This is a genomic window from Subtercola lobariae (genome assembly GCF_014640255.1).
GTDB classification, from domain to species: Bacteria; Actinomycetota; Actinomycetes; order Actinomycetales; family Microbacteriaceae; genus Subtercola; species Subtercola lobariae.
In genome coordinates, this window is the sequence record NZ_BMGP01000007.1 from 105,070 (window position 1) to 131,626 (window position 26,557).

Below are 26,557 nucleotides of genomic sequence, written 5' to 3' on the forward strand. Positions count from 1 at the left end.
GCCATGGCGTTCGCCGAGTCAGCGCCTGCGGGCGAATTCGACTGCGATGTGGCCGTGGTGGGCGGTGGCCCAGTCGGGCTTGCGGCGGCGATCGGCGCGCGGCTTCGCGGGTTCGAGGTGGTCGTGGTCGAGCCGCGCGGCGCTGCCGTCGACAAGGCGTGCGGCGAGGGGCTCATGCCGGGCGCGGTTGCCGAACTTCTGCGGCTCGGGGTGCGGCCGCACGGGCATCCGCTCACCGGAATCACGTACAAGAGCGCGGCTCACCCCACGTGGCGCCAGGCCGGGCACGATTTTCGGGCCGGCCCGGGCGTGGGCATGCGCCGAACCGAGCTGTCGACGCTGCTGACCGAACGAGCGGCCTCCTGTGGGGTGCGATTTCGGCTCGCCCGGGTCGAGTCGCTGGTTCAGGATGCTCGGGGCGTGACCCTCTCGCTCGCATCGGGTAACGGCGATCTACCGTCAACCCTGCGCAGCGAATGGGTCTTCGGCTGCGACGGCTTGCATTCGTCGATTCGGGGCATGCTCGAACTCGACCCCCCACCCGCTCCGAAGCGTTCGCGGCGGCGCTTCGGACTGCGCCAGCACTTCGCCGTCACGCCCTGGAGTGACCACGTCGAGGTGTACTGGTCGCCCCGATTCGAGCTCTACGTCACGCCGGTGGGCGAGCGGATGATCGGGGTGGCTCTGCTTGGTGAACGCGGTCTCGACCTCGCCGCCGCCATTGCGGCCACCCCCGAGCTCGCCGCCCGCCTCGACGGGGCCGACGCGATGACGCCGGTTCGCGGGGCGGGCCCCTTGAGGCAACGCGTCGCCCAGCATGCTCGAGGCCGCGTTCTGCTGATCGGAGACGCCTCCGGCTACGTCGACGCCCTCACCGGCGAGGGCCTCCGCCTCGGCTTCGCCCAGGCTACGGCAGCCGTCGCTGCGCTCGCCGCGCCGATTGGGCTGGCCGCCGCCCGCGTCGCGCCGGCTACCGCCTCCGACGCGCCGGCTACCGCGCCGGTCGCCGCCAGCGTCGCGCCGGCTACCGCCTCCGACGCGCCCGCTACCGCGCCGGTCGCCGCCCGCGTCGCGTCGGCTATCGCCTCCGACGCGCCCGCTACCGCGCCGGTCGCCGCCCGCGACGCGCCGGTCGCCGCGCTGGCCGCTTCGACTGGGCAGGTCGCTTCGGTGCCGGCCGCGGCTCGTGGGCCCGCCGCAGACTTGGCTTCGGCCGCAGAGGTGGTGGCGCGGTACGAACGCGGCTGGCTGACTGTGTCGGGCGGCCCCACTCGGTTCACAGCAGCGCTGTACGCGCTTTCGCGCACGCCGCTGCGGGCGGCGTTTGTGCCGGCGGGCTCGCACGTGCCCGCGGTGTTCTCTGCGGCGGTCGAGCGCCTTGCTGAGTGACGCTGGGAGTTCGTCGTCAAGGGGTGGGGCCGGGCATCCACTGGCCGCAGACTGAAACGCGTGAGTATCTTTCCAGACAGCATGCGCAACCGGCTGCGATCGACCTTCACCGGGCAACTCGATGGGCCGCCCGACTGGGTTCTCGCCCTCGACACAGGCGACGACGCGGGTTTCTTCGCGCCCGATTCAGCGACCTGGGCCGTGCACGGCCAGACCGCCACCATCGTCGCCGGCGTTCGCGCCCTGCTGATGCAATCGCTGCACCCGGGCGCTCTGGCGGGAGTGCATGACTGGTCGCGCTACAAAGAAGACCCGCTCGGGCGTCTCGCCGGTACCATCCGCTGGATCTTCACGGTCACCTACGCCGACACCGCGACCGCGATCGACGCCTCGAACTGGGTGCTGAAGCTGCACGAGCGCGTCGTGGGCAGGTACATCGACGCCCAGGGACGCGACCGCCCGTACGCGGCGAACGACTCCGAACTGCTCAGCTGGGTGCACCTCGCGTTCACCGACTCGTTTCTGGCGACCGCCAAGCTCTGGAGCAGCCCCATTCCCGGCGGCCCCGACGCCTATGTGCGCGAGTGGGCGAAGGCCGGCGAGCTGATGGGCGTGCCAAACCCGCCTCGTTCAGAAGCCGAGTTGCAGAGCCAGCTGCGCGCGTTTCTCACCTCAGGCACCCTGAAGAGCGACGAGCGCGTCGCCGAAACCGTGCGCTTTCTTCGCAGGCCGCCGCTCGCCCGCTCCATGATGCCCGGTTACGGCATTCTCTTCGCCGGCGCGGTCTCGTCGATCGCACCCGAATACCGCCGGATGCTCGGCCTGAACCCCGCGCGCATCGCCCACCTTCTGCCCACCGTCGCCGCCACGAACCTCGTGCTGAAGGTCATCGGCAACATGCTCGGCACCGGCCCTGGCCCGAGCGAACTCGCGGCCCGTCGCCGTCTGGCGCGCCTCGCGGCCGCAGGCGCGGCCGATGCCGCTGCCGTGAGCACTTCCGCGGCATAGCCCGCAGTGCGGGTGGCTGACCCGGCGCGCCAACACTGCTACCCGGCGCGAGTAAGAAGCGGGCATCCACTGCGACCACAGCCGCAGCACACCCGCTACCTCAGCGCAGCCGCATCGTCGGCGGCGTGGGCTTCGGCGGCTCTGAGAGCTTACGCACCCGCCGCCGTTCAAGCCGCGCTGACACCACCATCACCAGCGCGAACACGATGCCCGCGAGCATGATGATCAGAAACACCGTGCCGTAGACGCCGTGCGTCACCGCGTCGATCACCGCAGCTACCACTACCATGAACGAGCCGCCGAGCCCCAGCAGCGAGAAACGTGTCGCGCGATCCATCAGCGAACCTACGCCTGCCGCGACGCGGGCGACGTGGTCTTGTCGGCCCCGCGCTCCACCACATCGCCGAGCGCCTCATCGATTCGAGTGAGCACCTCGGCGTCGAGTTTCACCCCGGCCGCGGCCACATTCGACGCGATCTGTTCGGGTTTGGATGCCCCGATGATGGCCGAAGCGACGTTCGGGTTCTGCAGCACCCACGCCACGGCCAGCTGCGCCATCGTCACACCGAGATCATCGGCGATGGGCTGCAGTTTCTGCACACGGGTCAGGGTCTCGTCAGACAACCAGCTCTCGATCATGGCGTCGCCGCCTTTGGTGTCGGTGGCGCGAGAACCCTCGGGCACGGGCTGGCCCGGCTTGTACTTTCCGGTCAGCACACCCTGCGCCACCGGCGACCAGACGATCTGCGAGATGCCGAGTTCGAGCGAGGCAGGCACCACCTCGGCCTCGATGACCCGCCACAGCATCGAGTACTGCGGCTGGTTCGAGATGAGCTGAAAACCGAGCTTCGACGCCAGCGCCGACGCCTCGCGCAGCTGCGGCGCAGTCCACTCGCTCACGCCGATGTAGAGCGCTTTGCCCGCCCGAACGATGTCGGCGAACGCGGTCATAGTCTCTTCGAGCGGAGTCTCGTAGTCGTACCGGTGGGCCTGGTAGAGGTCGACATAGTCGGTGCGCAAGCGGTTCAGCGAGCCGTCGATCGACTCCATGATGTGCTTGCGGCTGAGGCCGGTGTCGTTGGGCCCCTTCGGCCCGGTCGGAAAGTAGACCTTCGTGAAGATCTCCACCGAAGCACGGCGCGTATTCTTCAGCGCCTTGCCGAGCACCTTCTCGGCAGCGGTGTTCGCGTACGCGTCAGCGGTGTCGAAAGTGGTGATACCGGCCTCGAGAGCCGCCTGAACGCTCTCTCTGGCGATTTCGTTCTCAACCTGCGAGCCGTGGGTCAGCCAGTTTCCGTAGGTGATTTCTGAGACCTTGAGACCGCTATTGCCGAGATACCTGAATTCCATATCTCAAGCGTAACCGCCTAGCGCTGCAGCCCCATGCGCGCGATACCGAGCAGCGACTCGTTCGGCAAGAACGCTCGAGTCAGCGCGAGAGCGATCTTCGGCAGATCGGCTTCGTCACGATAGAGCAGGCTCATACGCTCGTACCGCGGATTGAACTTCGTCTTGAAGTTGTGCAGCGACTGAAAGCCGTACAGCGGCTCGAGAATCGTGCCCACCGATTCGAGCACGGCGTCGATGCCGGTCGCTTCGCTTTGGTCGTCGGCGCGCGCGAGCGGTGCGCCCGAAAGCGACACGAACAGCGCTCCTTCGGCCTGAAAGAAGAGGCACGACGAGGCGATCAAGAACTCCATGACGGGTTTGAAGCCGTCGTCTTTGCGCCGCATCAGGTCGAGTGTGTAGCCGCGAACGAATGGATGCTCGGCAGCACCTTCCGCCTCGACGCCGCCCTCAGCCCCATCACCTCCACCGCCCTCGGCAGCGCTTTCATCGCCCGGGCCGTACACCGGCAACCACGACAGCACTCCCTGCACCGTGTTGTTCTCATCGAGTGCCAGCGCGGTCTTCACGTGCGGATCGAGCGCTTCATCGACCCCACCCAGCGTGAACCCCATCTCGGGCAGCGCCTTGTCACCCACCCACTCTTCGGAGATCGCCCGAACCTGCGACACGATCGCCCACGGTTCAGCGCTCAGATTCGTCATTCGAAAGCTGATGTTCTCGCGGGTTGCCCGGTTGAGCGACGAACGAATGGCCTGCCACTTCTTGCCCGTCATCTCGAGCGTCGGAAGATCGATGATGGTGTCTTCGGCCACCTGCAGGTGTGTCCAACCGTCGGGCGCGCCGTCGAGGGTCTCGTCTGACACCGAGAAGAAGCACGGCGCGAGCCCGATGCGCTCGCATTCGGCCACGAACTCCGCAATGGTCTGCTGCCGTTTCGCGGCCGGGCCGATCGGGTCGCCGAGAGCGATGGCCACGCCTGAGTGCCTCTGATAGGCAACGAAACTGTCTCCGTCGGCGGCCACGAAGTAGGAGTTCGCCTTCCACATGGTCATCCACGAGAGGGTGCCGCCGCCGTCTTCGGTCAAGATCTCGAGCGGGTTCTTACGGGCATCCTGCTGGCTGACGACTCGTCTCGAGCGGCGCCAGGGTACGCGGTAGGCGCGGCGGCCGAGCCAGAGAATCACCAAGAGGGCGATCCAGAGCGACGAGTTGGTCATCGCTTCGAACAGGCTGGGCGGAAAGTCGACCGCGACGACGGCGTAGATCGCGAGCCCCGCGAACTCGAGAACGTTGAAGACGCCCAAGATCACGGCGATCACCCACGGCAGGCGGTAGCCGAGACGAACGCCGTTCGCAATCAGGGCTATGACGATCACGTCGATGGCGAGATCGATCCAGGTGCTCGCGCCGGGGTTGGGGCTCGTTGACGGGTCATCAGAGGGCAGCAGCGTTCCGGCGATCTCGACGGCGGCCAGAATCACCAGGCCGGCGAAGGCGAGAATGCGCCACTCCCGACTCGACGGGCCGCCCTTCACCCGTCTGAAACCTTGGATGAACGGCGCCACGAGCACCACGCCCAGAACCGCCAGAAAGTGTTCGAGGTCGGCCAGAGTGCCAATGTAGATCAACGACACGGTCACGAAGGCGAAGAGCGCGAACCGGGCCCGCAGGCGCCAGGGAGCGCGCAAGGTGATCATGGCTGCCGCGAGACAGGCGAGCATTCCGCCCGACGGCCCCACGTCGTATTGGGTGGCGAGGTGATCTGCCCAGGTGCTGTCGAACGAGCGGGCGCCGAGCAGGATGAACAGGCTGCCCACCACCGCAACGATCTGCCCGCCCGCGAAGATGCCGAACGCGCGCCTCGAGCCGAACCTGCTCTCGGCCCAGCCCACCCCGACGATCAATCCCACCAGCACGAGCGCGTAGTGAATCGGAAGTTGGGAGAAGAACGTGCCCGTGATCAGCGTGTACCACTGACCGTTCAGAAACGACGGCAGGCCGTAGGCGATGTCGTGGTACCAGGGCTGGCGATGCACGGGGTACCAGAGTGACCCGGTGGCGATCGCTACGACGAGAAACACCCCGAAAAGGCCGGTCGTGAAGGGAAAGCGGCGGGCCGTTCTGCCGATGGGGCCGAGCACCTGGCGGGCGGCCGCGGTGACTCCGGCCAGCCCGGTATTGTTCGCCAGCTCTGCGACGCCGGCGAGCCCGGGCACTCCGCCGATTCCCTCAGACGTCGATTCCAGTCCGGCCTTCGCCGCAAGCGGGCTGAGTGAACCATCGGCTTGAAACAGGTCACTGATTTGCAGAGATCCGGTCGCCGTGTCGGCGAGGTCGATGGGGCTGGTGGGCGAGCCCGCGGCCACCGGGTTCGCTGCCGCCTTACGCGAGCGGTAGACCATCACGATGGCGATCACAATGACCACGACGAGCACCGTGAGCAGGGCGATCCAGGTGAAGCGATGGATCAGCTCGATGGCAGCCCTGCCCAGCGACGAGATGACGAACACCACGGCGCCGGCCCAGAGCAGGGCGCCGATGCTGTTCGCCACCAGAAAGCGGCGGTAGGGCATCCGGAGCGTACCAGCTAGGGGGCCGACCAAGACCCGCAACAGCGCGACGAACCTGCCGCCGATGACGGCCAGCACACCCCAGCGGTTCATGGCGCCGATGGCGTTGTGCACCCGCTCGGGCCCGAATCTGTTCGGAAAGCGTCGGGCGCCGATGGTGAGCAGGCGAATGCCGAAACGGTGGCCGATCAGATAGCCGATCGAGTCGCCGGCAACGGCGCCCACCACGGCGGAACCCCACACCAGCCACGGCGAAATGTGCCCGTCGAGAGAAACCAGGGTGGCGGCGATGAGCACCGTTTCGCCGGGCAATGGAACGCCGAGGCTCTCAACGGCCACGAAGCCGAACACGACGAGCATGATCGCAAGTGGTGGAATCGTTGCGAGCCACTGGTCCACGGTTTCGCCCCTTGTTCGTCGGCGACCTGACGTGCGGTCGCGCGCTCTCGTCATTCACCCTAGCGGGCTGGCCTCGGCGTAGTCTTGAGCGCATGAGCCAAGTTGAGATCACCACCGTTTCGTACACCGTGTCGGCCGACTATTACGCCACCGTCGGCGCCGATTTCAACACTGAGGCCGTCGACGATGCGGTGCTCGCCCGCTTGAACTCACTGCTGCCGGTTGGCATCGAGGTGCACCGCAACGGAAAGGCCTACGCCGAACGCTCGCTCGAGGCCGAGGCGCGCGCCATCGACTGGGATGCACTGCTGAAGACCATCGACGTCGACCAGATTCTCGCCGAGCATGGCCGCTGACCTGCGCGCCAGACTCCGTTGGTGGGCCAGACTAGGGGCATGACTGCAACCCTCGTCGCGAAGAACCTTTCGGGCGGGCACGGGCACCGCGTTCTGTTCTCGGGGCTCGATGTGACCGTCGCCCCGGGCGACGTGGTCGGGCTGGTGGGCGCGAATGGCGCGGGCAAGACCACACTGCTGCGGCTCCTGGCGGGCGTCGACGCCCCGCTCGAGGGCGCGGTCACGCTCGCGCCCGGCGACGCATTTGTGGGCTGGCTGCCCCAAGAACACGAGCGTATGCCCGGCGAAACCATCGCGGGCTACATCGGCCGGCGCACAGGTGCTACCTCGGCCACCCTCGAACTCGAGCGCGCCTCCGAAGCGCTCGGCTCGCCCGACCCGCTCGCTGCCGACGCGTATTCGGTAGCGCTCGACCGCTGGCTGGCTAGCGGTGCGGCCGACCTGGATGACCGAATACCCGCCACCCTGGCCGAACTGGGCCTCGACGCAGATGTCACCGCACTCATGACGGGCCTCTCCGGTGGGCAAGCCGCGCGGGTAGCTCTCGCCGCCCTGTTGCTCTCCCGTTTCGACCTGGTGCTGCTCGACGAACCCACCAACGACCTCGATCTCGACGGTCTGGCGAGACTGGAATCGTTCGTGCGGGGCCTTCGCGGCGGCGTCGTACTGGTCTCGCACGATCGCGAGTTTCTGGCGCGCTGCGTCACCACCGTGGTCGAGCTCGACCTCGCGCAGAACAGCGTGGCCGTCTACAACGGCGGTTACGACTCCTACCTCGAAGAGCGCCAGACCGCGAGACGGCATGCCCGCGAAGAATACGACGAGTTCGCCGCGAAGAAGGCCGATCTCGTGGGGCGGGCGCGAACGCAACGGGAATGGTCGTCGCAGGGGGTTCGCAATGCCATGAAAAAGGCTCCCGACAACGACAAGATCCGCCGCCGGGCATCCATCGAGTCGTCAGAGAAACAGGCGCAAAAGGTGCGTCAGATGGAGAGCCGAATCGCGCGGCTCGACGAGGTCGACGAGCCGCGCAAAGAGTGGCAGCTTAAGTTCACCATCGGGCAGGCTCCGCGGTCGAGCTCGGTCGTTTCGACGCTGAGCGCGGCTGTCGTGCGGCAGGGCTCGTTCACGCTCGGGCCGGTCTCGCTGCAGATCGACGGCGGCGACCGGGTGGGCATCACGGGGCCGAACGGAGCGGGCAAGTCGACGCTCTTGCGGCTGCTGCTCGGCACCCAGCAGCCGGCTGAGGGCTCGGTGAGCCTCGGCCGCAGCGTGGCGATCGGCGAGATCGATCAGGCGCGCGGGCTGCTTGAGGGTGAGTCCGTGCTGGTCGAGGCCGTTGCGGCGCAGGTGCCCGATCTGCCGCTCGCCGAGGTTCGTACGCTGCTCGCCAAGTTCGGGCTGAAGGCCGATCACGTCGACCGGCCGGTGTCGAGTCTGTCGCCTGGCGAACGCACCCGGGCGGCGTTGGCGCTGCTTCAGGCTCGCGGCGTGAACCTGCTCGTGCTCGACGAACCCACCAACCACCTCGACCTGCCGGCCATCGAGCAGCTCGAAGAAGCGCTGGAATCGTACGAGGGCACTCTTCTGCTCGTCACACACGACCGGCGGATGCTCGAAACGGTCTCGCTGAACCGCCAGCTCATCGTTGTCGATGGCATCGTGACCGAGCTCTGATCGTATGCCTCAACACGTATATGTCGGTCTCGTTCGCGGAATCAACGTGGGCACGGCAAACCAGGTCGGCATGAACGACTTTCGCGGCGTGTTCGAGACCCTCGGCTATACCGAGGTGAAGACGCTGTTGAGAAGCGGCAATGTGGTGTTCTCGGCGGCGCATCCACTCACCGCAGCAGACGTCGCTGCCATCGAGAAGCGGTTCACGCAGGTGGCGGAGTTCTCGGCCCACTTCGTGATTCTGTCGGGTGCCGACTTTCTCGAGATCACCGACGAGAACCCATTACTCGCGGTTGCGACCGACCCGTCGCGCTTGGTCGTGGCGTATCTGCCGGCGACTTCGGATGCCCGCGCGGCCCTCACCTCGACTTCGCTGACGATTCCCGACCCCGACTCGGTATCGCCCGACGTCTTAGCGGTGGGGCCGCGTGCGGTGTATGTCTGGTGCCCGAACGGTATTTCGAAGAGCACGGTGCCACCCTCGTTCTGGCGGCAGCTCGGCCCCGCTTACACCGCGCGCAACGTGAATACCGCCGCGAAGCTCGCCGCCCTCGTGCGCGCCCGGCTCTGATTACGACTGTGACTGCGCTTGTGACCGGGCCTCTGACCGCGGCCTTCGGCGGTGTCGGGGGATCGACGTAGGCTTGGCATTATGGCGAGTGGTGCGAATGAGGCTGGCGCGCCACTCGGGGCGAAGCGGGTGGCCGACTGGGCGCCGAAGCGGGTGCCCGTTGCAGCCCCGGTGCGCCCCACGGTGTTCGGGGGTGGTGACGATGACGGCACCGCGACCATGCTGCACATCGATATGGATGCGTTCTTCGCCTCGGTGGAGCTGCTCGAGCACCCGGAGCTCATCGGAAAAGCGGTCATCATCGGTCANTCATCATCGGTCACGCCGGCGGCCGCGGAGTCGTCACCTCGGCGACCTACGAGGCGCGGCGGTTCGGGGTGCACTCGGCCATGCCCGTGGCTCGGGCGCTGCAACTCTGCCCGCATGCCATCGTTCTGCCCGGGCATCGCGAGAAATACACCCACTACTCGGGTGAAGTCATGCGCATCTTCCGAGATGTGACGCCGCTGGTGGAGCCGCTGAGCATCGACGAGGCTTTTCTCGACGTGGCGGGAGCGAGGCGTCTGCTCGGCTCGCCGTCGACCATCGGTGCTGCGGTGCGCGCCCGTGTTCTCGCCGAAACCGGCCTCACCTGTTCGGTGGGCGCCGCCTCGACCAAGTTCATCGCCAAAATGGCGTCGGGGCGGGCAAAACCCGACGGAATGCTCGTCATACCGGCCGCCGCCACGCTCGACTTTCTGCACCCGCTGCCCATATCGGCGCTGTGGGGAGTGGGCGCGACCACGGCCGACGCGTTGGCGCGGTTGGGCATCCGTACCGTCGGCGATCTTGCGGCGACCCCGCTCGCAACGCTGAAGAACCGCGTCGGCGAAGCCGGCGGCCAGAAGCTGCACGACCTCTCGCTCGGCATAGACACCCGTTCGGTGGTCACCTCACGCACCGAGAAGAGCATCGGCCACGAAATGACGTTCGAACACGACGTGGCGGATGCTCGGCAGGTGCGCCTCGAACTGCTGCGTCAATCTGACCAGGTGGCCGTGCGGTTGCGCCGTGCGGGCCTGGCCGGCAAAACCGTGGCACTGAAGCTGCGCTTCACCGACTTCTCCACCATTTCGAGGTCGCGAACGCTCAGCGAGCCCACCGATCTCGCGCAGACGATCTCAGATGCGGCCCGCGATCTGTTCGACGCGCTCGGCCCGATGGTTCAGCGGGTGCGGCTGATCGGCGTGCGCGTCGAGAACCTGGTCGATGCGTCGGCTGTCGTGCATCAGCCGTCGCTGTGGGCCGACGAGTCGGCGCCGGCAGACGGCTGGCGCGATGCGGAGGTGACCGTCGACAGGGTGGCCGAGAAGTTCGGGCACGGCGCGGTCAAACGGGCCTCGCTCGTGCGGCCGGCCCGCGAGCATCCGCAAACCCCGCCCCTCGGCAACGACCGCTGACCCGCCGCCCGCCTCGATTCAGGCTCGTCGTCGGTAGACGGTAGCCGAGTGTGGGGGAAGAGTTGTGAGGGTGTCGGGAGTTGTCGCAACCGCATCTGCCAGAACGTCTTGGGTTGAGAGTATGACCTCGCCGACCTCGGCGTCGATGATCGACGAATCGATGGGGTCGGAGCCGAAGTTGATGAGAATGCTCACCGGGCCGCGGCGTAGCTCGAACCAGTGCGCTGCTTCGTCGAAACGAACCGACGTCTCGTCGAACCGCGGGTCGGTGAACTCGGGCGCACTGCGGCGCAGTCGGGCGAGTTCGCGATAGAGCCGCAAAAGTGCGGCGTGCCGCCCCGACTCGGCTTCTGACCAGTCGAGTTTGGAGTTCTCGAAGGTTTTCGGGTCTTGCGGGTCGGGTACAGCCGACTCATCCCAGCCCATCTTGGCGAACTCGGCGATGCGGCCCTTCGCGGTGGCCTCGCCGAGCTCTGGTTCGGGATGCGACGTGAAGAACTGCCACGGTGTCGAGGCAGCCCATTCCTCGCCCATGAATAGCATCGGCGTGAACGGCCCGAGCAGCGTGAGCACGGCCGCGATGGCGAGTTGGCCGTCGCTGAGCGAAGCGCTCAGCCGATCACCCGTCGCACGGTTGCCGATCTGGTCGTGGTTCTGGTTCGCCACCACAAGTCGCCATGACGAAGTGTTCTCGGTGTCGATGGGCTTGCCGTGCGGTTTCTCGCGAAAGCTCGACCAGGTTCCGTTGTGAAAGAAGCCCTCAGTGAGCACCTTCGCAAGCGCCGAGATCGGCTCGAAGTCGGCGTAGTACCCCGTGGTCTCTCCGGTCAGCGCCACATGAACCGCGTGATGGAAGTCGTCGCTCCACTGCCCACTGAGCCCGTACCCTTCGCTCTCCCGAGGCGTGAACATCACGGGGTCGTTGAGGTCAGACTCCGCGATGAGCGTGAGCGGGCGCCCCAAGAACGACGAGAGGGCGTCGACCTCGGTCGACAACTGGGCAAGCAGGTGCGGGTGAGATTCGTCGTGCAGGGCGTGCACCGCATCGAGGCGCAGGCCGTCGACGTGATAGTCGTTCAGCCACATCAGTGCGTTGTCGATGATGAAGCGCCGCACCTCGGCCGAGTCTGGCCCGTCGAGGTTGATCGACGCGCCCCAGGTGTTTGCCTTGGCATCGTTGAGGTACGGCCCGAACAACGGCAGGTAATTACCGCTCGGGCCGAAGTGGTTGTACACGACGTCTTGGATGACCGCCAGACCTTTCGCGTGACAGGCATCGACGAAGCGCTGGTACCCCTCCGGCCCGCCGTAGAGCTCGTGCACCGCGAACCAGAGCACACCGTCGTAACCCCAGTTGTGGGTTCCGTTGAAGGCGTTCACGGGCAGCAGCTCGACGAAGTCGACCCCGATCGACACCAGATGGTCGAGTTTGCCGATGGCCGCGTCGAGCGTGCCTTCGGGCGTGAACGTGCCGATGTGCAGCTCGTAGATCTCGCCGCCGGCCAGCTGACGGCCCTTCCACGATGAGTCACTCCACTCGAAGCGCCGAGGGTCGAAGGTGCGCGAGAGCTCGTGCACCCCGTTCGGCTGTCGTCGCGATCGCGGGTCGGGCAGCACCAGCTCCTCGTTGTCGTCGAGCACGTACCCGTAGTCGGCATCGACGTAGCCGTCGAGTTCTGAGGCGGTGAACCAGCCATCGCCGCGTGCGGTCATGGGCACCGACTTGGTGCCGGGTACCCTCGATTCGCTCGCGTCGGGGTCGGTCGAAGCGGCTTCGTCGGCCGCGGCCAAGTCGCGTGCGTCTGCTTCTTTCGCCGCGAGCTCATGCAGACGCAACGTCACCGATCGTGCGCGCGGTGCCCACACATCGAACTGTTTCAGGGCCATGGTTCACGCCTCCGTGGTCGGTGTCAGCAGGGCGACCGGGTAGGTCGCAAGCAGCTCGGCGAGCAGAATACGCGAGCCGTCGTAGCTCCGTCCGGTGATCACATCGCGCACCCTGCCGTAGTCGGTCGAGAGGCTGGTGTCGCCCCAGCCCCCGCGAGCGGCGAGCCCCACGGGCAGGCGTGTGGCGACAGTGATGGCCTCGTCACGATCGAAGGCGACCACGTGCGAAGCGGCAGACCCTTCTGCCGTGAGCGGCCGGTACCCTTCGAACTGCCCTGACTTGTCGCGCCGCAGCCGCAGAGCGCGCGAGGTGACCAGCAGTTTCGCGGCGCCGCTTTCATCGATGGGCGGAAGGTCACCGGCATCCAGTCGCGCCAGCATCGACCGGCGCTGCTCGTAGTCGACCGGGCGTCGGTTGTCGGGGTCGACGAGCGACGTCTCCCAGAGTTCGCTGCCCTGATACACATCGGGCGACCCTGGCGCCGTGAGCTGCAGCAGCTTGAGCGAAAGGGAGTTCGACCAGCCCGGCTGCTCGACGAGCTTCAGAAAGCCCGCGAGCACACGCCGCACATCGGGCGAGTCGAAGGCGCTGTCGACGAGTCGGTGCATTCGCGCCTCGAACTGCTCGTTCACGGCGAGCCAGCCCGTGGAATCGCCGGCCTCTCGTGCCGCCTTCTCGGCATAGGCGTGCAGGCGTTCGCGCGACGCGGGCCATGACCCCACAATGGCCTGCCAGAGCAGATTCTCGAGCTGGCCGTCACCGAGCGGGGCGAGCGTGCGCAGCTGCGAGAGAGTGGATGCCCAGGCCTCAGGCAGCTCAGAAATAACGCTGATTCGCGCGCGGGTATCTTCGCCGCGCTTGGTGTCGTGCGTCGACAGAGTGGTCATGGCGTTCGGGTACGAGCGCAGCCGAGTCACCTGACGTTTGTGAAACTCGGACACCGAGATCGCGAACTCGCCCGGGTCTGCCCCGACTTCGTTGAGCGAGGTGAGCCGGTTGTAGCGGTAGAACGCCGTGTCTTCGACGCCCTTTGCCATCACCATTCCCGAGGTCTGCTGAAAGCGCTTCGCGGCAATGTTCGACGGGTCGCTGAGCGCGGGGAGTATCGCGTCGATGGTGGCCGATAGGTCTGGGCGGTGTGTTTCGGCGAGATCGGCCGCCTCACGCACCTGCTCGATGCCGAGCGGCACGTACGACCGGTAGACGGCGAAGCAGGTGAGCAGTTCGGCAACCGCGTCGGCAACGGTCGTCGCGTCGAGCGTCGGCAGTCCGGTCTGGTAGGGCTCTGAACCAGGTTGGGCGGTGCCCGTGATGTCGACTGCGTCGCTGCGCTTGAGGTCGCGCACGATTCGCAGCACCTCTGAGCGCAGAATGCCGTCGGCGATGCCGCGTTTGGTTTCGTGAATGAGTTCGGTGAATGAGGTGGGCACTACTCGCTCGCCGTCTGCGAGGGCCTGGTCGAGCTGGTTCAGCGGCGTCTCGCCCGCGCCATCGACGAGAACGCGGTCGAAGTCGGCAAGCGCGTCATACCCGGTCGTTCCCGCGGTCGCCCACTCGGGCGGCAACTGCTCGCGGCCCTCGAGAATCTTCTCCACGAGCACATAGCGATGACCGGTGAGTTCGCCCAGCCGGTCGAGGTAAGCGCCGGGGTCACGAAGGCCGTCGGGATGATCGACTCGCAGCCCATCGGCCAGACCCTCGCTGAACCATCGCGCGATCTCGACGTGTGACTCGTCGAACACCCAGGGCTCTTCGACGCGGATGCCCGCCAGCGAGTTCACCGCGAAGAATCGCCGATAGTTCAAGTCGTAGTCGGCCCGGTGCCAGTTCACGAGTTCGTAGTGCTGGCGGGAATGCACTGTCACGGCATCCGCCCCGTCTGAAAACGTGCCGGGAGCGAGTGGGTAACGGTTCTCGAAGTAGTGCAGCTCGTTGTCGACGACGGTGAGGTCGTCGAGAGAGTCGTCGCCGAGCACCGGAATGCGCACCTTGCCGCTACCGAACTGCCAGTCGATGTCGAAGGCGGCCGCATAGCGAGACGATTGGCCGTGCTCCAGTACATCCCACCACCACGGATTGACGGCTGGAGTCGCGACGCCCACGTGATTCGGAACGATGTCGATCAGCACGCCCAGACCCTGTGCGCGAGCGGCGGCGACGGCCGCGGAGAGGCCTGCTTCGCCGCCACGCGCGGGGTCGATACGGCGGTGGTCGATGACGTCGTAGCCGTGGTCTGAGCCAGCCTCTGCCTCGAGCAACGGCGAGAAGTAGACCCAGTCTGCGCCGAGGTCGTGGATGTACGCCGCAGCGTCGGCCGCATCAGTCAGCGTGAACGCCGAGGTGATCTGCAACCGGTAGGTCGAGCGGGGTACACGCATCGAGGGCTCTTCTTTCATCAGGAGGGTGTCGACAGGGGGTAACGGGGTGCTGTTGTGAGGTTCACCGGGCGGCGGGCGAGGGTACGCCTTTCTCGGCGTGCGGCATCAGCCCGCCGACGGTCGGTTGGCGGGAATCACGGGCACGGCGCCCGTCATGCTGCTGAGCGAGGCGGCGACCGAGTGATCGGGGTCGGGAACGTCGTGGCGATGCGCTCGCAGCACCATGATCGACTTGGGAAAGACGGTGACGACGTCGCCGGGCGTGCTCGGAGCTTCGTCTGTGGCCTGACCTGCGGTGTCGATCACCACATCCCACGCGGTGCCGTACTCGGCGCTCGGCAGCGTGAACGGCACCTCCACGTCGTCGGCGTTGAAGTAGAGCAAGAAGTTGACGTCAGTCACCCGCTCGCCGCGGTAGTCACGCCCGCGAATGCCCTGCCCGTTGAGGTAGACGCCCACCGAGCGGCTGAGCGGGGTGTCCCATTCTTCGGGCTCCATCTCGCGGGCCTCGGGGTTCAGCCACACGATGTCGGGCAGCGGCTCGCCGCGGCCTCGCCGCACAGGCCTGCCATCGAAGAATCGGCTGCGGCGGAAGGTCGGATGCTCTTTTCGCAGACGCATCACGGCTGAGGTGAACTCGATGAGCGGTTCGTCGGCCCGCTTCCAGTGCACCCACGAAATCTCGTTGTCTTGTGCGTAGGTGTTGTTGTTGCCGTTCTGAGTTCGGCCGAGTTCATCGCCATGCAGCAGCATCGGTACACCCTGCGAAAGCAGCAGCGTCGCGAGAAAGTTGCGCTGCTGGCGTGCTCGCAGGCCGCGAATGGCCGGGTCATCGGTGGGGCCTTCGGCTCCACCGTTCCAACTGCGGTTGCTCGACTCACCGTCGTTGCCGTTCTCGCCATTGGCGTCGTTGTGCTTTTCGTTATAAGAAACGAGGTCGGCCAGCGTGAACCCGTCGTGCGCCGTGACGAAGTTGATGGATGCCACGGGGCGCCGCCCCGAGTGCTCGTAGAGGTCGCTCGACCCGGTGAAACGAGAAGCGAACTCGCCGAGGGTCGACGGCTCTCCGCGCCAGAAGTCGCGCACGGTGTCGCGGTACTTTCCGTTCCACTCCGACCACTGTGGAGGGAAGTTACCCACTTGGTAGCCACCAGGCCCGACGTCCCATGGCTCGGCGATGAGTTTGACCTGCGACACCACCGGGTCTTGCTGCACGAGCTCGAAGAAAGTGGAGAGGCGATCGACATCGTAGAACTCGCGCGCGAGTGTTGATGCGAGATCGAATCGAAAACCGTCGACGTGCATCTCGATGACCCAGTAGCGAAGGGAATCCATGATGAGCTGCAGCGAGTGCGGGTGCCGCACGTTCAGGGTGTTGCCTGTGCCGGTGTAGTCCATGTAGTAGCGCTTGTCATCATCCATCAAGCGGTAGTACGCCTCGTTGTCGATGCCGCGAAACGAGATGGTGGGGCCGAGGTGGTTGCCTTCAGCGGTGTGGTTGTACACAACATCGAGAATGACTTCGATATTGGCCGCATGTAAGGCCTTGACCATTCCCTTGAACTCTTGCACCTGCTGGCCGCGTTCGCCGGCAGACGAGTATGCGCTGTGCGGGGCGAAGAACCCGATCGTGTTGTAGCCCCAGTAGTTATGCAGCCCCTTGTCGAGCAGAGTGGAGTCTTGCACGAATTGGTGTACCGGCATGAGCTCGATGGCGGTGATGCCGAGGCGCTGCAGGTGCTCGATGGTCGCCGGATGCGCGATACCCGCGTAGGTGCCGCGCTGGTCTTTCGGAATCTCGTGATTGAGCTCGGTGAGACCCTTCACGTGAGCTTCGTAGATGATCGTTTCGTTGTACGGTACCCGCAGCTCACGGTCGCCCGACCAGTCGAAGAAGGGGTTGATGACGACCCCGTACATCATGTGCTTGGCCGAGTCGAGGTCGTTCTCGCTGTCGGGGTCGCCGAAGTTGTAGGCGAACAACGACTGATCCCAGTCGATGGAACCGCTGGTGGCCTTGGCGTAGGGGTCGAGAAGCAGCTTGTTTGGGTTGAAGCGCAGGCCGTTCTTGGGGTCGTACGCCCCGTAGACTCGATAGCCGTAGCGTTGGCCGGGCTGCACCTGAGGCAGGTAGCAGTGCCAGACGAAAGCGTCGACTTCGTTCAGCAGAATGCGCGTTTCGGCGCCTTTCTCGCCGAAGAGGCAGAGCTCTACTTTTTCGGCTCCTTCACTGAAAATGGCGAAGTTGGTGCCGCTACCGTCGAAGGTTGCTCCGAGCGGGTAGGCAGATCCGGGCCAGCTGTCCACAAATGACTCCTGTTGAGTTGTCGGTACTACTGAAGAGGGGCGGCGACGATGTGCGCCGTGCCTGAAGCGTGAGCGGCTGGAAGTGCCGCGTCGAGGTGCGGAGCGATCTCGCTCGCGATGAAGTCGAGATGCTCGAGATCGGTGAGGTCGAGCACCTGAAGATAGAGCCGTTCGACGCCCTGCTCGCGCAGCCAGCCGATACGGTCGATGACCTCGGCTGCGGTGCCCGAGATGCCGTGCTCGCGCAGCTCTGCCGGCTCGCGCCCGATCGCCGCTGCGCGCCTGCCGAATTTGGCCTCGGTGCTGCCTGTCGCGATCACGAGCGCGGCGGAGTACACCAGGCTATCTGGCTCACGCCCGACCGCCTCGCAGGCTGCTCGAACCCGACCGAACTGCCGAGCGATGTTCGCCAGCTCAGGAAAGGCCTGGTTGTATTCGGCAGCGAAGCGCGCCGCGAGTTTCGGTGTTCGGCTCGGCCCATTACCGCCCACGATGACAGGCAACGGCGACTGAACCGGTTTCGGCAGAGCAGGGGAGTCGGTCAGCTGATAGTGCGTGCCGTCGAACGAGTAGGTCTCGCCGACCGGCGTCGACCAGAGGCCGGTGACGATGGCGAGTTGCTCTTCGAGCAGGTCGAAACGTTTTTCAGGAAACGGGATGCCGTAGGCCTCGTGTTCGGCCTTGAACCAGCCGGTGCCGAGGCCGAGTTCGGCCCTGCCGCCCGACATCTGATCGACCTGCGCTACTTGAATGGCGAGGATGCCCGGGTACCGGTAAGTCACACTCGAGACGAGCGTGCCGAGCTTGATGCGGCTGGTCTCTCGGGCGAGGCCTGCCAGGCTGGTCCAAGCGTCGGTGGGCCCGGGCAGGCCGTCGCCGCCCATGGTGAGGTAGTGGTCTGAGCGAAAAAAGGCGTCGAAGCCGAGCCGCTCGGTCGCCTGTGCGACAGCAAGAAGATCGTCGTAACTCGCGCCCATCTGGGGTTCGGTGAAGATACGCAACTGCATGCCTTCAGCCTGACACACTTCTGACGGCGGCCGAGTGGGCTTGAATCCCACTGTACAGATGTGACAAGGCCACGCGGTTGTGGAGGAGAAGAGCCTGTCGACGGGGGGTGCAGGTCTCGCCAATTGTCTCGGAACGCGCGGCCACCGATGTCGCGGAGTCAGGCAGAGCGGAGTCTCACCCGGTGCCACGTGGTCGGCGCGGGGCCGAACCCCACGCGCATCCGGTCGTGGTTCGACGGTTTTGCCGCGTCGTAGAGCACGGTCACTGCGCCATTCGCTTGCGCCAAGGTGAACGTCATGGCGCCCGAGCGGGGAGTCAGGCTGCGCGAGACCCCGTCGGTCGCCGTGAACGAAATAATGGTCACGGTCTTGGTGATTCTCGAGATGAGACCCGCAGACAAGGGCGGCGCGACGGTGATGGCCTGACCGCGCGTTCGGGTGCCGTTGTGGTTCAGCCAGCTCTCGGTCATGCGTCGATGCGCGTAAACCGCCAAAAACAGCACGGCCACAAAAACAGCGATGGCGAAAATAATCAGCGGCATGAGACCTACAGAATATGGGATACTGGGCGCAACACGGGAGTCCGGTGAGCCGGGCTGAGAGGAAGGTTCTCAACCTTCGACCGTCGAACCTGATCTGGATCATGCCAGCGCAGGGAGGACAAACACTCTCCGAGCCGTCGAAGTTCGAGTTGACCGCCGTTTCACGCGAGTACATCGCTGACGGGCATCCTGAACCCGGCGTCTCACAACCCGTGCCCTCACAATTCGTTTCAACGAAAGGGCACGAACAGTGCAAACGACAACTGCATCACTGAAAGTCGCATCGGCCGCCGCTACCGGAAGGTACCGCTGGCGGGTGGTCGACATCATCGTGGCCAGCGTCATCGGCGTGGCGTCGGGGCTTGTCTTCTGGGGGTGGGATCAGGCGTGGACCCCGCTGAGCGCTCCGCTCGAAGCCCTGGCGCCGGGGCTCGGCGCGCTGCTCGGCGGCGGCTGGCTGTTCGCCGGCGTGCTGGGTGGGCTGATCATCCGCAAGCCGGGTGCGGCGCTGTATACCGAGGTGCTTGCAGCCGTGGTGTCGGCGATCGTCGGCACCCAGTGGGGCATTCTGACCTTGCTGTCGGGCGTGGTGCAGGGTCTTGGCGCCGAGATTGTGTTCGCGCTGTTCTTGTACGCGAACTACAAGCTGTACGTGGCCATGCTGGCCGGCGCTGGCGCGGGACTCGCGCTCGCCATCAACGACCTGATCGTGTCGTACCCCGGGTCAGACACGCCGTTCATCGTGATCTACACGGGGTCGTCGATTCTCTCAGGCATCGTGCTCGCCGGGGTGCTCTCGTGGCTCGCGATGCGAGGGCTCGCGCGAACGGGCGCACTCTCGCGCTTCGCGGCCGGCCGTGAGGCGTCGGTGCGGGTCTAACCCGTGCAACTCTCTGGCCGCGTGGTCGGCGGGGTCGGCGTCAGCGCGCGAGGCTGGGGGTGGCGGCACGCGGGCCGCGCGGCGTGGGCCGTGAGCGAGCTCGACCTCGAGATCGAGGCGGGCGATCGCGTGTTGCTGCTCGGGGCGTCTGGGGCGGGCAAGTCGACGCTCATCTCTGCGCTCGCCGGGGTGCTCGGTGGCGCCGACGAAGGCGAGCAGGCCGGCTCGCTGCTGGTGGGCGACAGCCGGCCAGAGGATGCCCGGGGCAGGGTCGGTCTGCTGCTGCAAGACCCCGATTCTCAGGTGATGCTCGCGCGGGTCGGCGACGATGTCGCCTTCGGCTGCGAGAACCTCGGCGTGCCGCGTGACGAGATTTGGCGGCGAGTCGGTTCGGCTCTGGATGCGGTCGGGCTTTATCTGCCACTGTCTCACCCGACGTCCGAATTGTCGGGCGGGCAGAAGCAGCGGCTCGCGCTCGCGGGCGTGCTCGCGATGCAGCCGCAGCTGTTGCTGCTCGACGAGCCGACCGCGAACCTCGACCCGCAGGGCGCGGTCGAGGTGCGTGACTCGGTGGCGCGCGTCTTGGAGCATTCCGAGGCGACTTTCGTGGTGATCGAGCACCGCGTGGAGATCTGGCGGCACCTCGTGCAACGGGTCATCGTGTTGGCGCCGGGCGGGGGAGTGCTGGCCGACGGCTCGCCCGACGCCGTACTCGGTGCGCGCGGGGCCGAGCTCGCGGCATCCGGAGTCTGGGTACCCGAGTACCCGCCGCCCCTGCCGGCCCGCGCTCGTGCTCGCGGTACCCGACACAATTCGCCTGTGGCAGCCGAGGCGCTCACCCGACCCGACGGCGGCGTGGCGCTGAGTGAGGCCGTTACGTCGAATAGAGGCCGCTATACCGGCCTCAACTCGCCGCAGCAGTCTCACTTCTCGCAAGCGGGCCCGGCCGCAGCAGCCGCGTGCGAGGCGCCGGGCTCAGATCGCGCCGAGGCGGCAGCACGTGGGGCGGCAGCGTCGTTTGCGGCGAGCGCGGCGGCGGCAGGGGCGGGAGCGTCGTTTGCGGCGAGCGCGGCGGCGGCAGGGGCGGGAGCGTCGCCAGGTGTCTTGGGGGGCTCGGTCGCGAGCGCGCCGACCGCGTCGCTGCTGCGCGCGCGGCAGCTCGCGGTGGCGCGGGCGAAGGGGCATGCCGTGGCCGCAGGGCTGACGCTCGACGTCGAGGCGGGCCGCGCCCTCGCCATCACCGGCGCGAACGGAGCCGGAAAGTCGACGCTCGCGCTCACGCTCGCCGGGCTACTGGCGCCGGCCGGAGGCACCCTCGAAGCCAGCGAGGCGTTCGCGAGCGGTGCGGCGGCCGAACCCATCCGATGGAAGTCGAAGCAACTCCTCACCCGCGTCGGAACAGTCTTTCAAGACCCCGAACACCAATTTCTGGCGCAAACCGTTCGCGATGAGCTGGCGGTCGGCCCGCGGGCCCTCAAGCTGGCCCGCACCGAGATCGACGAACGCGTCGACGAGTTGCTCGAACGACTCCGCCTGACCCGACTGGCCGCAGCGAACCCGTTCACCCTCTCAGGCGGCGAAAAGCGGAGGCTCTCGGTGGCGACGGTGCTGGCAACCCGCCCCGCGCTGCTGGTGCTCGACGAACCCACCTTCGGCCAAGACTCGCGAACGTGGGCCGAACTCGTGGCTCTTCTCGCCGAACTGCTCGACTCCGGCACGGCACTCGTCGCCGTCACCCACGACGCCGCGTTCGTCGACGCACTAGCCGACGACGAGTTCCGGATGCTCGGCAACCCCACCCCTTCGCCCACCGCGCCACCGTCGTCGGCCCCCACGCGAACCGCCGCCGCGCCCGCGCCCATCCTCACCGATCCAGCGCCCGCCGCACCCGCACCCGCCGCCATTCGTGCCGCCGCGCAGGCGCCCGCCGCACCCGCGCCCGCGGCCACAGAGCGCCGCCCATGAGCATCCTCACCCCGCACCGCGGAACGCAGGCCGTCTACGCCATCAACCCCGTGGCGAAGATCGGCGCCGCGTTCGTTCTGAGCCTGACGCTGATCTTGTCGATCGACTGGGTTTCGGCGGCCGTCGCGCTGGTGCTGGAGGGCATCCTGTTTCTGTGGGCAGGGCTCACCCCGAAAGTATTCTTCTGGCGCACGCTGCCCGTCTGGATCGCCGCCCCGGCGGCCGCGCTCACCACGATTCTGTACGGCCGGCCCTCGGGCGAGACGTACTTTCAGTTCTCGCTGATTCATATCACCGACGGCTCGATCGAACTCGGCATCGCAACGATGTTGCGCGTGCTCGCCATCGGGCTGCCGGCCGTGGTGTTGTTCGTCACCGTCGACCCCACCGACCTCGCCGATGGGCTCGCCCAGGTGCTGCACCTGCCGAACCGGTTCGTGCTCGGCGGTTTGGCAGGGTTACGGCTGATGGGTCTGTTTCTCGACGATTGGCGATCGCTGAAACTCGCTCGCCGCGCGCGGGGCGTCGGAGATTCGGGGCGCATCCGCAGGTTCGCCAGTCTGGGTTTCGCGTTGCTGGTGCTCTCGATCAGGCGCGGCAGCAAACTCGCCACGGCGATGGAAGCGCGGGGCTTCGGATCGCGCATCAAACGAACCTATGCGAGGGAGTCGACCTTCGGCTGGCGCGAGGTGCTTCTCATGGTGATTGCGGCCGCTGTTGCAGTGACAGCGGTGAGCGTCTCGGTGTCAACGGGGCACTGGAATTTCATCGGCAGCACCGGCTGAGCGCGTGCGCTGCGCCGTCTGGCGCTACGGTGGAAGCATGACAGACACAGCTCCGACCCCCTCGAACTACACCGTCGAATACGTTGACGGCCCCCTGAAAGGCCAGATCGACCAGCGGATTCTCATCGGCGGCGACTACGACAAGACGTTCGGCGTCATCGCACTCGTCGACGGTATCGAGTCGAACTTCGAATACACCGTCGTCAGCACCCGCGAACTCAACGGCGAACTGCACGTGAGCTACTCGTTCGAGCCGAAAGAAAGCGACCCGTTCGCCAGCGACGAAGACGACACCGACCTCGGCGAGGCTCTCGTCTAACCCTTGCGTCGAGGGCGCTATTTGCGCGCGTCGAGAAACGCCTGAATGACCGGAATGGGGTGAGTCAGCCGCCACAACGGCCCCGGGTCGGTGAGCGGCTGGCTGAGTTTCAGGCCTACACTCAGCGGCCCATCTGGTAGCGCGAAGGTGACGGTACCGGCCGAGGTGCTGCCGAGCGCGGTGGTCAGAGGCACTGCTGTCACCGTGTGGGTGACGGGGGTGTTCGCCCAGATCATCCGCGAGTCACCAGCGATGGCGACGCCGTCGGCTGATTGACCCCAGGCCGTGCTGTAGTGAACGAACGAGTCGCCGGCGGTGACCACCGTTGTCGGTTTGAGGTTGGCGGATGCACTGGCGAGCAACGCGGTCATGTCGCCGTTCAGCGTGTCGTAGTCGGGCTCGCGCAGCATTGCTCCGTAGAGCGTGACGGTGGTGGCAGCCGCGCCGTTAGAGGCCGATGACCCGCCGCTTGCCGTACCGCTGGCGCCGCCCGCCGCGCCACTCGCGCCGCTCGCGGCATCTGCACCCGGCACGCTCACCACAGCTTGGTAGAGAAAGCACAGCCCGGCTTGGTCGGTGTAGCTGAGCGAGAGCCCGGTAACGCCGTCGGTCGGCAGATAGACGGCCAGGTTACTCACGTACCTCCCGCCGTTCACCGTGACGCCTGTCTGCCCCATGATCTCGGCGATGACGGGGTTAGCGAACGCGAGTTGGGCGATGCGGGTGAGATCGGATGCTGTGCCCACCGAATTGCTCGAAAGCCCTGTCGCGTCGACCACGCTCGTGCCGGTGAATCCGTTCTTCGCCAGCCACGCGTTCGCGGCGGTCACGTAGCCGTCGACGGAGCCGAATGCCCACCGCGCCAGGGCATCGCTGTGGTTGTTGCTCGAGCCCATGAGCATCGCCTGCAGCATGTCGCGCTGCGTCCACGTTTCGCCGGCGATGAACGAAACCGCGCGGGCGCTCTGGGCGATGTAGGAGATGTAACCGGCGTAGTCTTCGGGCGAAATGATGATGTTCGCGCCTTGCGTGCCCGAATCCATGGGCTTTGCGTCGAGCACGACGAGGGCAGTGATGACCTTGGCCGTGCCGCCGAGCGGAACGGGGTCGCTGATGCCTGACGACGCGAGCACGGCCGTGCTGCCGTCAGCGATGATGCCGCTCGCGCCAGTCTGCGGCAGGGTGGGCGGCGCCGGGGGAGTGAGTGTGTTGTCGGCGCCGAGAACGGCGGCTGTGGCTGCCGGCAACGGCCCTACGAGGGTGATCGGCCCATATACGCCGACGGCGAGGATGATCAGCGCCCCCACCCCGATGAAAATGCCGCGCCGTATTCGTCGCGCAACACCAGAGGCCATGCTCCAGGCTAACCCGGCCCCACGTCAGCGCCCGCCCGCCTCGCCCGAGCCTGGTAGATGTGGCCGGTGAAGTGCACACTGGAAGGGTCGCATAAGCGCCGCGCCGCACGACGGAAGGACATGCCGTGAACAGTCTTCTCACCCCGGTTGACCCGCCGCAGTTGTACCGCAGCCCGGCTTTCGCGCAGGGCATGATCGTTGCCGCTGGCCCCACGCTCTACGTCGGCGGCCAGAACGGAACCGACAACACCGGCGCCTTACTCGACGGGCTCGGGCCGCAGACCGAGCAGGCGATGCGCAATCTGCTCGCCGTGCTCGCCGAGGCAGGCAGCGGGCCCGAGCACGTGGCCAAGCTCACCATCTACCTGGCAACGGGAGTCGACCCAAGCGAGGCCTTCGCGGCCACGCGGTCGGTCTGGGGCGACCATCGCACGACGGTGACCGTGCTCACGGTCACGCCGGCTCGCCCGGGTGCCCTCGTCGAGATCGACGCGGTGGCCGCCATTCCACCCTCGACTTCGTGACGGTACCGCCCCGACGGTGCCGCCCCGACGGCGCCGCCCCCACCGCACCGGGCTGACCACCGCGCCGCCCCCACCGCACCGGGCTGACCACCCACCGCGCCGCCCAAGGCTCGAGCTCAGGCCCAGCCGAGCTCGTGCAGGCGCTCGTCGTCGATTCCGTAGAAGTGGCCGATCTCGTGCACGAGGGTGATGTGAACCTGCTTGCGCAGTTCGGCGAGATCGGCCGAGATCGAGAGCAGCGGCTCGCGGTACAGCACGATGCGGTCGGGCAGTTCGCCGAAACCGTAGTCGGCGCGCTGGGTGAGCGCGACTCCCTCGTAGAGTCCCAGGGTGTCGAGCGTGCCGTTCTCGGGGCGGTCTTCGGTGACGAAGACGACGTTCTCGAGCCCGTCGACCATGTCGTCGGGCAGCAGGTCGAGTTCGGCCACCACAAGGGCTTCGAACGCCGATGAGTCGAGATCGAGCATCCGGAGCCTCCCGACTCGACAAAAAATGAGTGACCCGAAGCCGGGCCACTCATTTCATTCGGTGGGGTGAGTAACGGGGCTCGAACCCGCGGCCTCCTAGACCACAACCAGGCGCTCTGCCAACTGAGCTATACCCACCATGCGAGCCTCGCGTGAGCAAGGCACCGTGACCAAGCGCAAGCCAGGCAACTCAGAAAGTCTATTACAGCTTTGCAGCGAATTCGTTCACAACGTCAGCGGCGATCACTTTGAGGTCTGCCGAAGCGGGCCCGGGCGGCGCCACGAAGATGGCTTTGCGGTAATACTCGAGCTCTCGAATCGACTCGAGAATGTCGGCGAGGGCGCGGTGCCCGCCGTCTTTCGCGGGCGCGTGAAAGTAGATGGGTGGAAACCAGCGGCGCGCCAGCTCTTTGATCGATGAGACGTCGACGCTGCGATAGTGCAGGTGGGCATCCACTCGGGGCATGTATTTGGCGAGAAACATACGGTCTGTGCCGATGGTGTTGCCCGCGATGGGCGCTTTCAGCTCGTTGGGCACGAACTTCAGAATGTATTCGAGCACCTCGAACTCGGCCTCGGCGAGGCTCACGCCCTCGGGAATCAGCTTGTCGAGCCCCGAGGTTGCGTGCATGTTGCGCACGAAGTCGTTCATGTTCGCCAGAGCCGAGTCGTCGGGCTTGATGACGATGGTGAAGCCGGGGTCGAGCAGGTTCAGGTCGAAGTCGGTGATGACCACCGCCACCTCGACGAGTTCGTCGACAGCGAGGTCGAGGCCGGTCATTTCACAGTCGATCCAGACCAGACGGTCTGTTGATGCACTCATGCCTCGAGTCTATCCGGCGCCCCTGTCGGCGGCGGTGCTCCCGAAAACGGCGGCGAATCTGACCAGGCGGGCCGCTATGGCCGTCGCTGTGCAGGAATCGCCTCCGTTTCGCTCGAGGCGAGGCCCCGGGTGGCGGGCTCAGGCGGCGACGAGCTGCGAGATACGCACGGTGTTGCCCGAGGGGTCGCGAAAAGCGCAGTCTTTGGGCCCCCAGGCCTGCTCGATGGGCTCTTGCAAGACTTCGGCTCCGGATGCTCGTACCTTCTCGAAGGTGGCGTCGACGTTATCGGTGGCGAAGATGAGAATCGGCAACGAACCCTTGGTGAGCAGCTCTTGCATGGCATCACCGTCGGCCTGCGAGCGGCCGGCGTGCGGTTCAGACAGCACGATCTGAAGGTCGGGCTGGTCGTCGCTGCCGATGGTCACCCATCGGAACCCGCCGTTCGAAACGTCGTTCACCACTGTGAGGCCGAGGGCGTCGCAGTAGAACGGCAGCGATTCGTCGACGTCGTTGACGGTTACTTGGCTGTACTGGAGTTGGATTGTCATGACCCCAAC

23 protein-coding genes and 1 tRNA gene are annotated in these 26,557 nt (G+C 66.3%); 11 read left to right on the forward strand and 13 right to left on the reverse strand.

The window, feature by feature from the left end; all coding sequences use genetic code 11:
* The first annotated feature begins 3 nt into the window (after positions 1–3).
* Both IEX24_RS17510 and IEX24_RS17515 read left to right on the forward strand, forming a co-directional pair.
* A complete protein-coding gene (locus tag IEX24_RS17510; protein ID WP_188680661.1) occupies positions 4–1,389 on the forward strand; it encodes an NAD(P)/FAD-dependent oxidoreductase in 1,386 nt (461 codons plus the stop codon).
* Positions 1,390–1,449: 60 nt separating this feature from the next.
* Entirely contained in the window at positions 1,450–2,397 is a 948-nt protein-coding gene (locus tag IEX24_RS17515; protein WP_372435817.1) for an oxygenase MpaB family protein, read from the forward strand.
* Between the two features lie 100 nt (positions 2,398–2,497).
* Here IEX24_RS17515 and IEX24_RS17520 read toward each other — a convergent pair whose 3' ends face one another.
* From IEX24_RS17520 to IEX24_RS17530, 3 genes are read right to left on the reverse strand one after another with little or no spacing between them, the layout of a single operon-like run.
* Positions 2,498–2,734 (reverse strand): hypothetical protein, encoded by a 237-nt coding sequence (locus tag IEX24_RS17520; protein ID WP_188680663.1) that lies wholly within the window; start codon positions 2,732–2,734, stop codon positions 2,498–2,500.
* A gap of 8 nt (positions 2,735–2,742) precedes the next feature.
* The gene (locus IEX24_RS17525; protein WP_188680665.1) at positions 2,743–3,747 is read right to left on the reverse strand and encodes an aldo/keto reductase family protein; all 1,005 of its coding nucleotides are present in this window, start codon (positions 3,745–3,747) and stop codon (positions 2,743–2,745) included.
* A gap of 17 nt (positions 3,748–3,764) precedes the next feature.
* Complete coding sequence (locus tag IEX24_RS17530) at positions 3,765–6,716, reverse strand: phosphatidylglycerol lysyltransferase domain-containing protein (protein ID WP_188680667.1); 2,952 nt, start codon at positions 6,714–6,716, stop codon at positions 3,765–3,767.
* A 92-nt stretch (positions 6,717–6,808) separates the two neighbouring features.
* Between IEX24_RS17530 and IEX24_RS17535 the strand changes: the two genes are divergently transcribed.
* From IEX24_RS17535 to dinB, 4 genes are all read left to right on the forward strand, one after another.
* Positions 6,809–7,072, forward strand: a complete 264-nt coding sequence (locus IEX24_RS17535; protein WP_188680669.1) for a hypothetical protein — start codon at positions 6,809–6,811, stop codon at positions 7,070–7,072.
* Positions 7,073–7,111: 39 nt separating this feature from the next.
* Positions 7,112–8,749, forward strand: a complete 1,638-nt coding sequence (gene abc-f, locus IEX24_RS17540) for a ribosomal protection-like ABC-F family protein (protein ID WP_188680671.1) — start codon at positions 7,112–7,114, stop codon at positions 8,747–8,749.
* Positions 8,750–8,753: 4 nt separating this feature from the next.
* The gene (locus IEX24_RS17545; protein WP_188680673.1) at positions 8,754–9,320 is read left to right on the forward strand and encodes a DUF1697 domain-containing protein; all 567 of its coding nucleotides are present in this window, start codon (positions 8,754–8,756) and stop codon (positions 9,318–9,320) included.
* Between the two features lie 314 nt (positions 9,321–9,634).
* Positions 9,635–10,759: a DNA polymerase IV gene (dinB, locus tag IEX24_RS17550; protein WP_268236293.1), complete on the forward strand. Its 1,125-nt coding sequence runs from the start codon at positions 9,635–9,637 to the stop codon at positions 10,757–10,759.
* 18 nt (positions 10,760–10,777) lie between these two features.
* Here dinB and treZ read toward each other — a convergent pair whose 3' ends face one another.
* The 5 genes from treZ to IEX24_RS17575 form a co-directional block, all read right to left on the reverse strand.
* The gene (treZ, locus tag IEX24_RS17555) at positions 10,778–12,646 is read right to left on the reverse strand and encodes a malto-oligosyltrehalose trehalohydrolase (RefSeq protein ID WP_188680675.1); all 1,869 of its coding nucleotides are present in this window, start codon (positions 12,644–12,646) and stop codon (positions 10,778–10,780) included.
* A 3-nt stretch (positions 12,647–12,649) separates the two neighbouring features.
* On the reverse strand, positions 12,650–15,025 hold the full coding sequence (gene treY / locus IEX24_RS17560; protein WP_188680677.1) for a malto-oligosyltrehalose synthase: 2,376 nt from the start codon (positions 15,023–15,025) through the stop codon (positions 12,650–12,652).
* A 105-nt stretch (positions 15,026–15,130) separates the two neighbouring features.
* Positions 15,131–17,332, reverse strand: coding sequence for a glycogen debranching protein GlgX (glgX, locus tag IEX24_RS17565; RefSeq protein WP_188680679.1), 2,202 nt, complete (start codon positions 17,330–17,332; stop codon positions 15,131–15,133).
* Between the two features lie 26 nt (positions 17,333–17,358).
* The gene (locus tag IEX24_RS17570; RefSeq protein ID WP_188680681.1) at positions 17,359–18,339 is read right to left on the reverse strand and encodes an LLM class F420-dependent oxidoreductase; all 981 of its coding nucleotides are present in this window, start codon (positions 18,337–18,339) and stop codon (positions 17,359–17,361) included.
* A 158-nt stretch (positions 18,340–18,497) separates the two neighbouring features.
* A complete protein-coding gene (locus tag IEX24_RS17575; RefSeq protein WP_188680683.1) occupies positions 18,498–18,881 on the reverse strand; it encodes a hypothetical protein in 384 nt (127 codons plus the stop codon).
* Positions 18,882–19,131: 250 nt separating this feature from the next.
* Between IEX24_RS17575 and IEX24_RS17580 the strand changes: the two genes are divergently transcribed.
* From IEX24_RS17580 to IEX24_RS17595, 4 genes are read left to right on the forward strand one after another with little or no spacing between them, the layout of a single operon-like run.
* Positions 19,132–19,761: an ECF transporter S component gene (locus IEX24_RS17580; protein ID WP_203586059.1), complete on the forward strand. Its 630-nt coding sequence runs from the start codon at positions 19,132–19,134 to the stop codon at positions 19,759–19,761.
* Positions 19,762–19,764: 3 nt separating this feature from the next.
* Positions 19,765–21,726, forward strand: coding sequence for an ATP-binding cassette domain-containing protein (locus tag IEX24_RS17585; protein WP_188680685.1), 1,962 nt, complete (start codon positions 19,765–19,767; stop codon positions 21,724–21,726).
* Positions 21,723–22,511, forward strand: coding sequence for an energy-coupling factor transporter transmembrane component T family protein (locus IEX24_RS17590; RefSeq protein WP_188680687.1), 789 nt, complete (start codon positions 21,723–21,725; stop codon positions 22,509–22,511). The genes IEX24_RS17585 and IEX24_RS17590 overlap by 4 nt, the downstream gene beginning before the upstream one ends.
* Positions 22,512–22,548: 37 nt before the next feature.
* Entirely contained in the window at positions 22,549–22,830 is a 282-nt protein-coding gene (locus IEX24_RS17595; RefSeq protein WP_188680689.1) for a hypothetical protein, read from the forward strand.
* A 17-nt stretch (positions 22,831–22,847) separates the two neighbouring features.
* Here IEX24_RS17595 and IEX24_RS17600 read toward each other — a convergent pair whose 3' ends face one another.
* Entirely contained in the window at positions 22,848–24,185 is a 1,338-nt protein-coding gene (locus IEX24_RS17600; protein WP_188680691.1) for a D-alanyl-D-alanine carboxypeptidase family protein, read from the reverse strand.
* Positions 24,186–24,310: 125 nt separating this feature from the next.
* On the opposite strand from IEX24_RS17600, the gene IEX24_RS17605 reads away from it, so the two are divergent.
* Positions 24,311–24,709, forward strand: a complete 399-nt coding sequence (locus IEX24_RS17605; RefSeq protein ID WP_188680693.1) for a RidA family protein — start codon at positions 24,311–24,313, stop codon at positions 24,707–24,709.
* Between the two features lie 116 nt (positions 24,710–24,825).
* On the opposite strand, the gene IEX24_RS17610 is transcribed toward IEX24_RS17605, so the two are convergent.
* The 4 genes from IEX24_RS17610 to IEX24_RS17625 all read right to left on the reverse strand — a co-directional run bounded on the left by IEX24_RS17610 (position 24,826) and on the right by IEX24_RS17625 (position 26,548).
* A complete protein-coding gene (locus tag IEX24_RS17610) occupies positions 24,826–25,176 on the reverse strand; it encodes a metallopeptidase family protein (RefSeq protein WP_188680695.1) in 351 nt (116 codons plus the stop codon).
* A 62-nt stretch (positions 25,177–25,238) separates the two neighbouring features.
* Positions 25,239–25,314, reverse strand: a tRNA-His gene (locus tag IEX24_RS17615).
* A 64-nt stretch (positions 25,315–25,378) separates the two neighbouring features.
* The gene (gene orn, locus IEX24_RS17620) at positions 25,379–25,999 is read right to left on the reverse strand and encodes an oligoribonuclease (RefSeq protein ID WP_188680697.1); all 621 of its coding nucleotides are present in this window, start codon (positions 25,997–25,999) and stop codon (positions 25,379–25,381) included.
* 138 nt (positions 26,000–26,137) lie between these two features.
* Positions 26,138–26,548 carry a VOC family protein gene (locus tag IEX24_RS17625; RefSeq protein ID WP_188680699.1) on the reverse strand — a complete coding sequence of 137 codons (411 nt, stop codon included), beginning with the start codon at positions 26,546–26,548 and terminating at the stop codon, positions 26,138–26,140.
* Between the last annotated feature and the right edge of the window lie 9 nt (positions 26,549–26,557).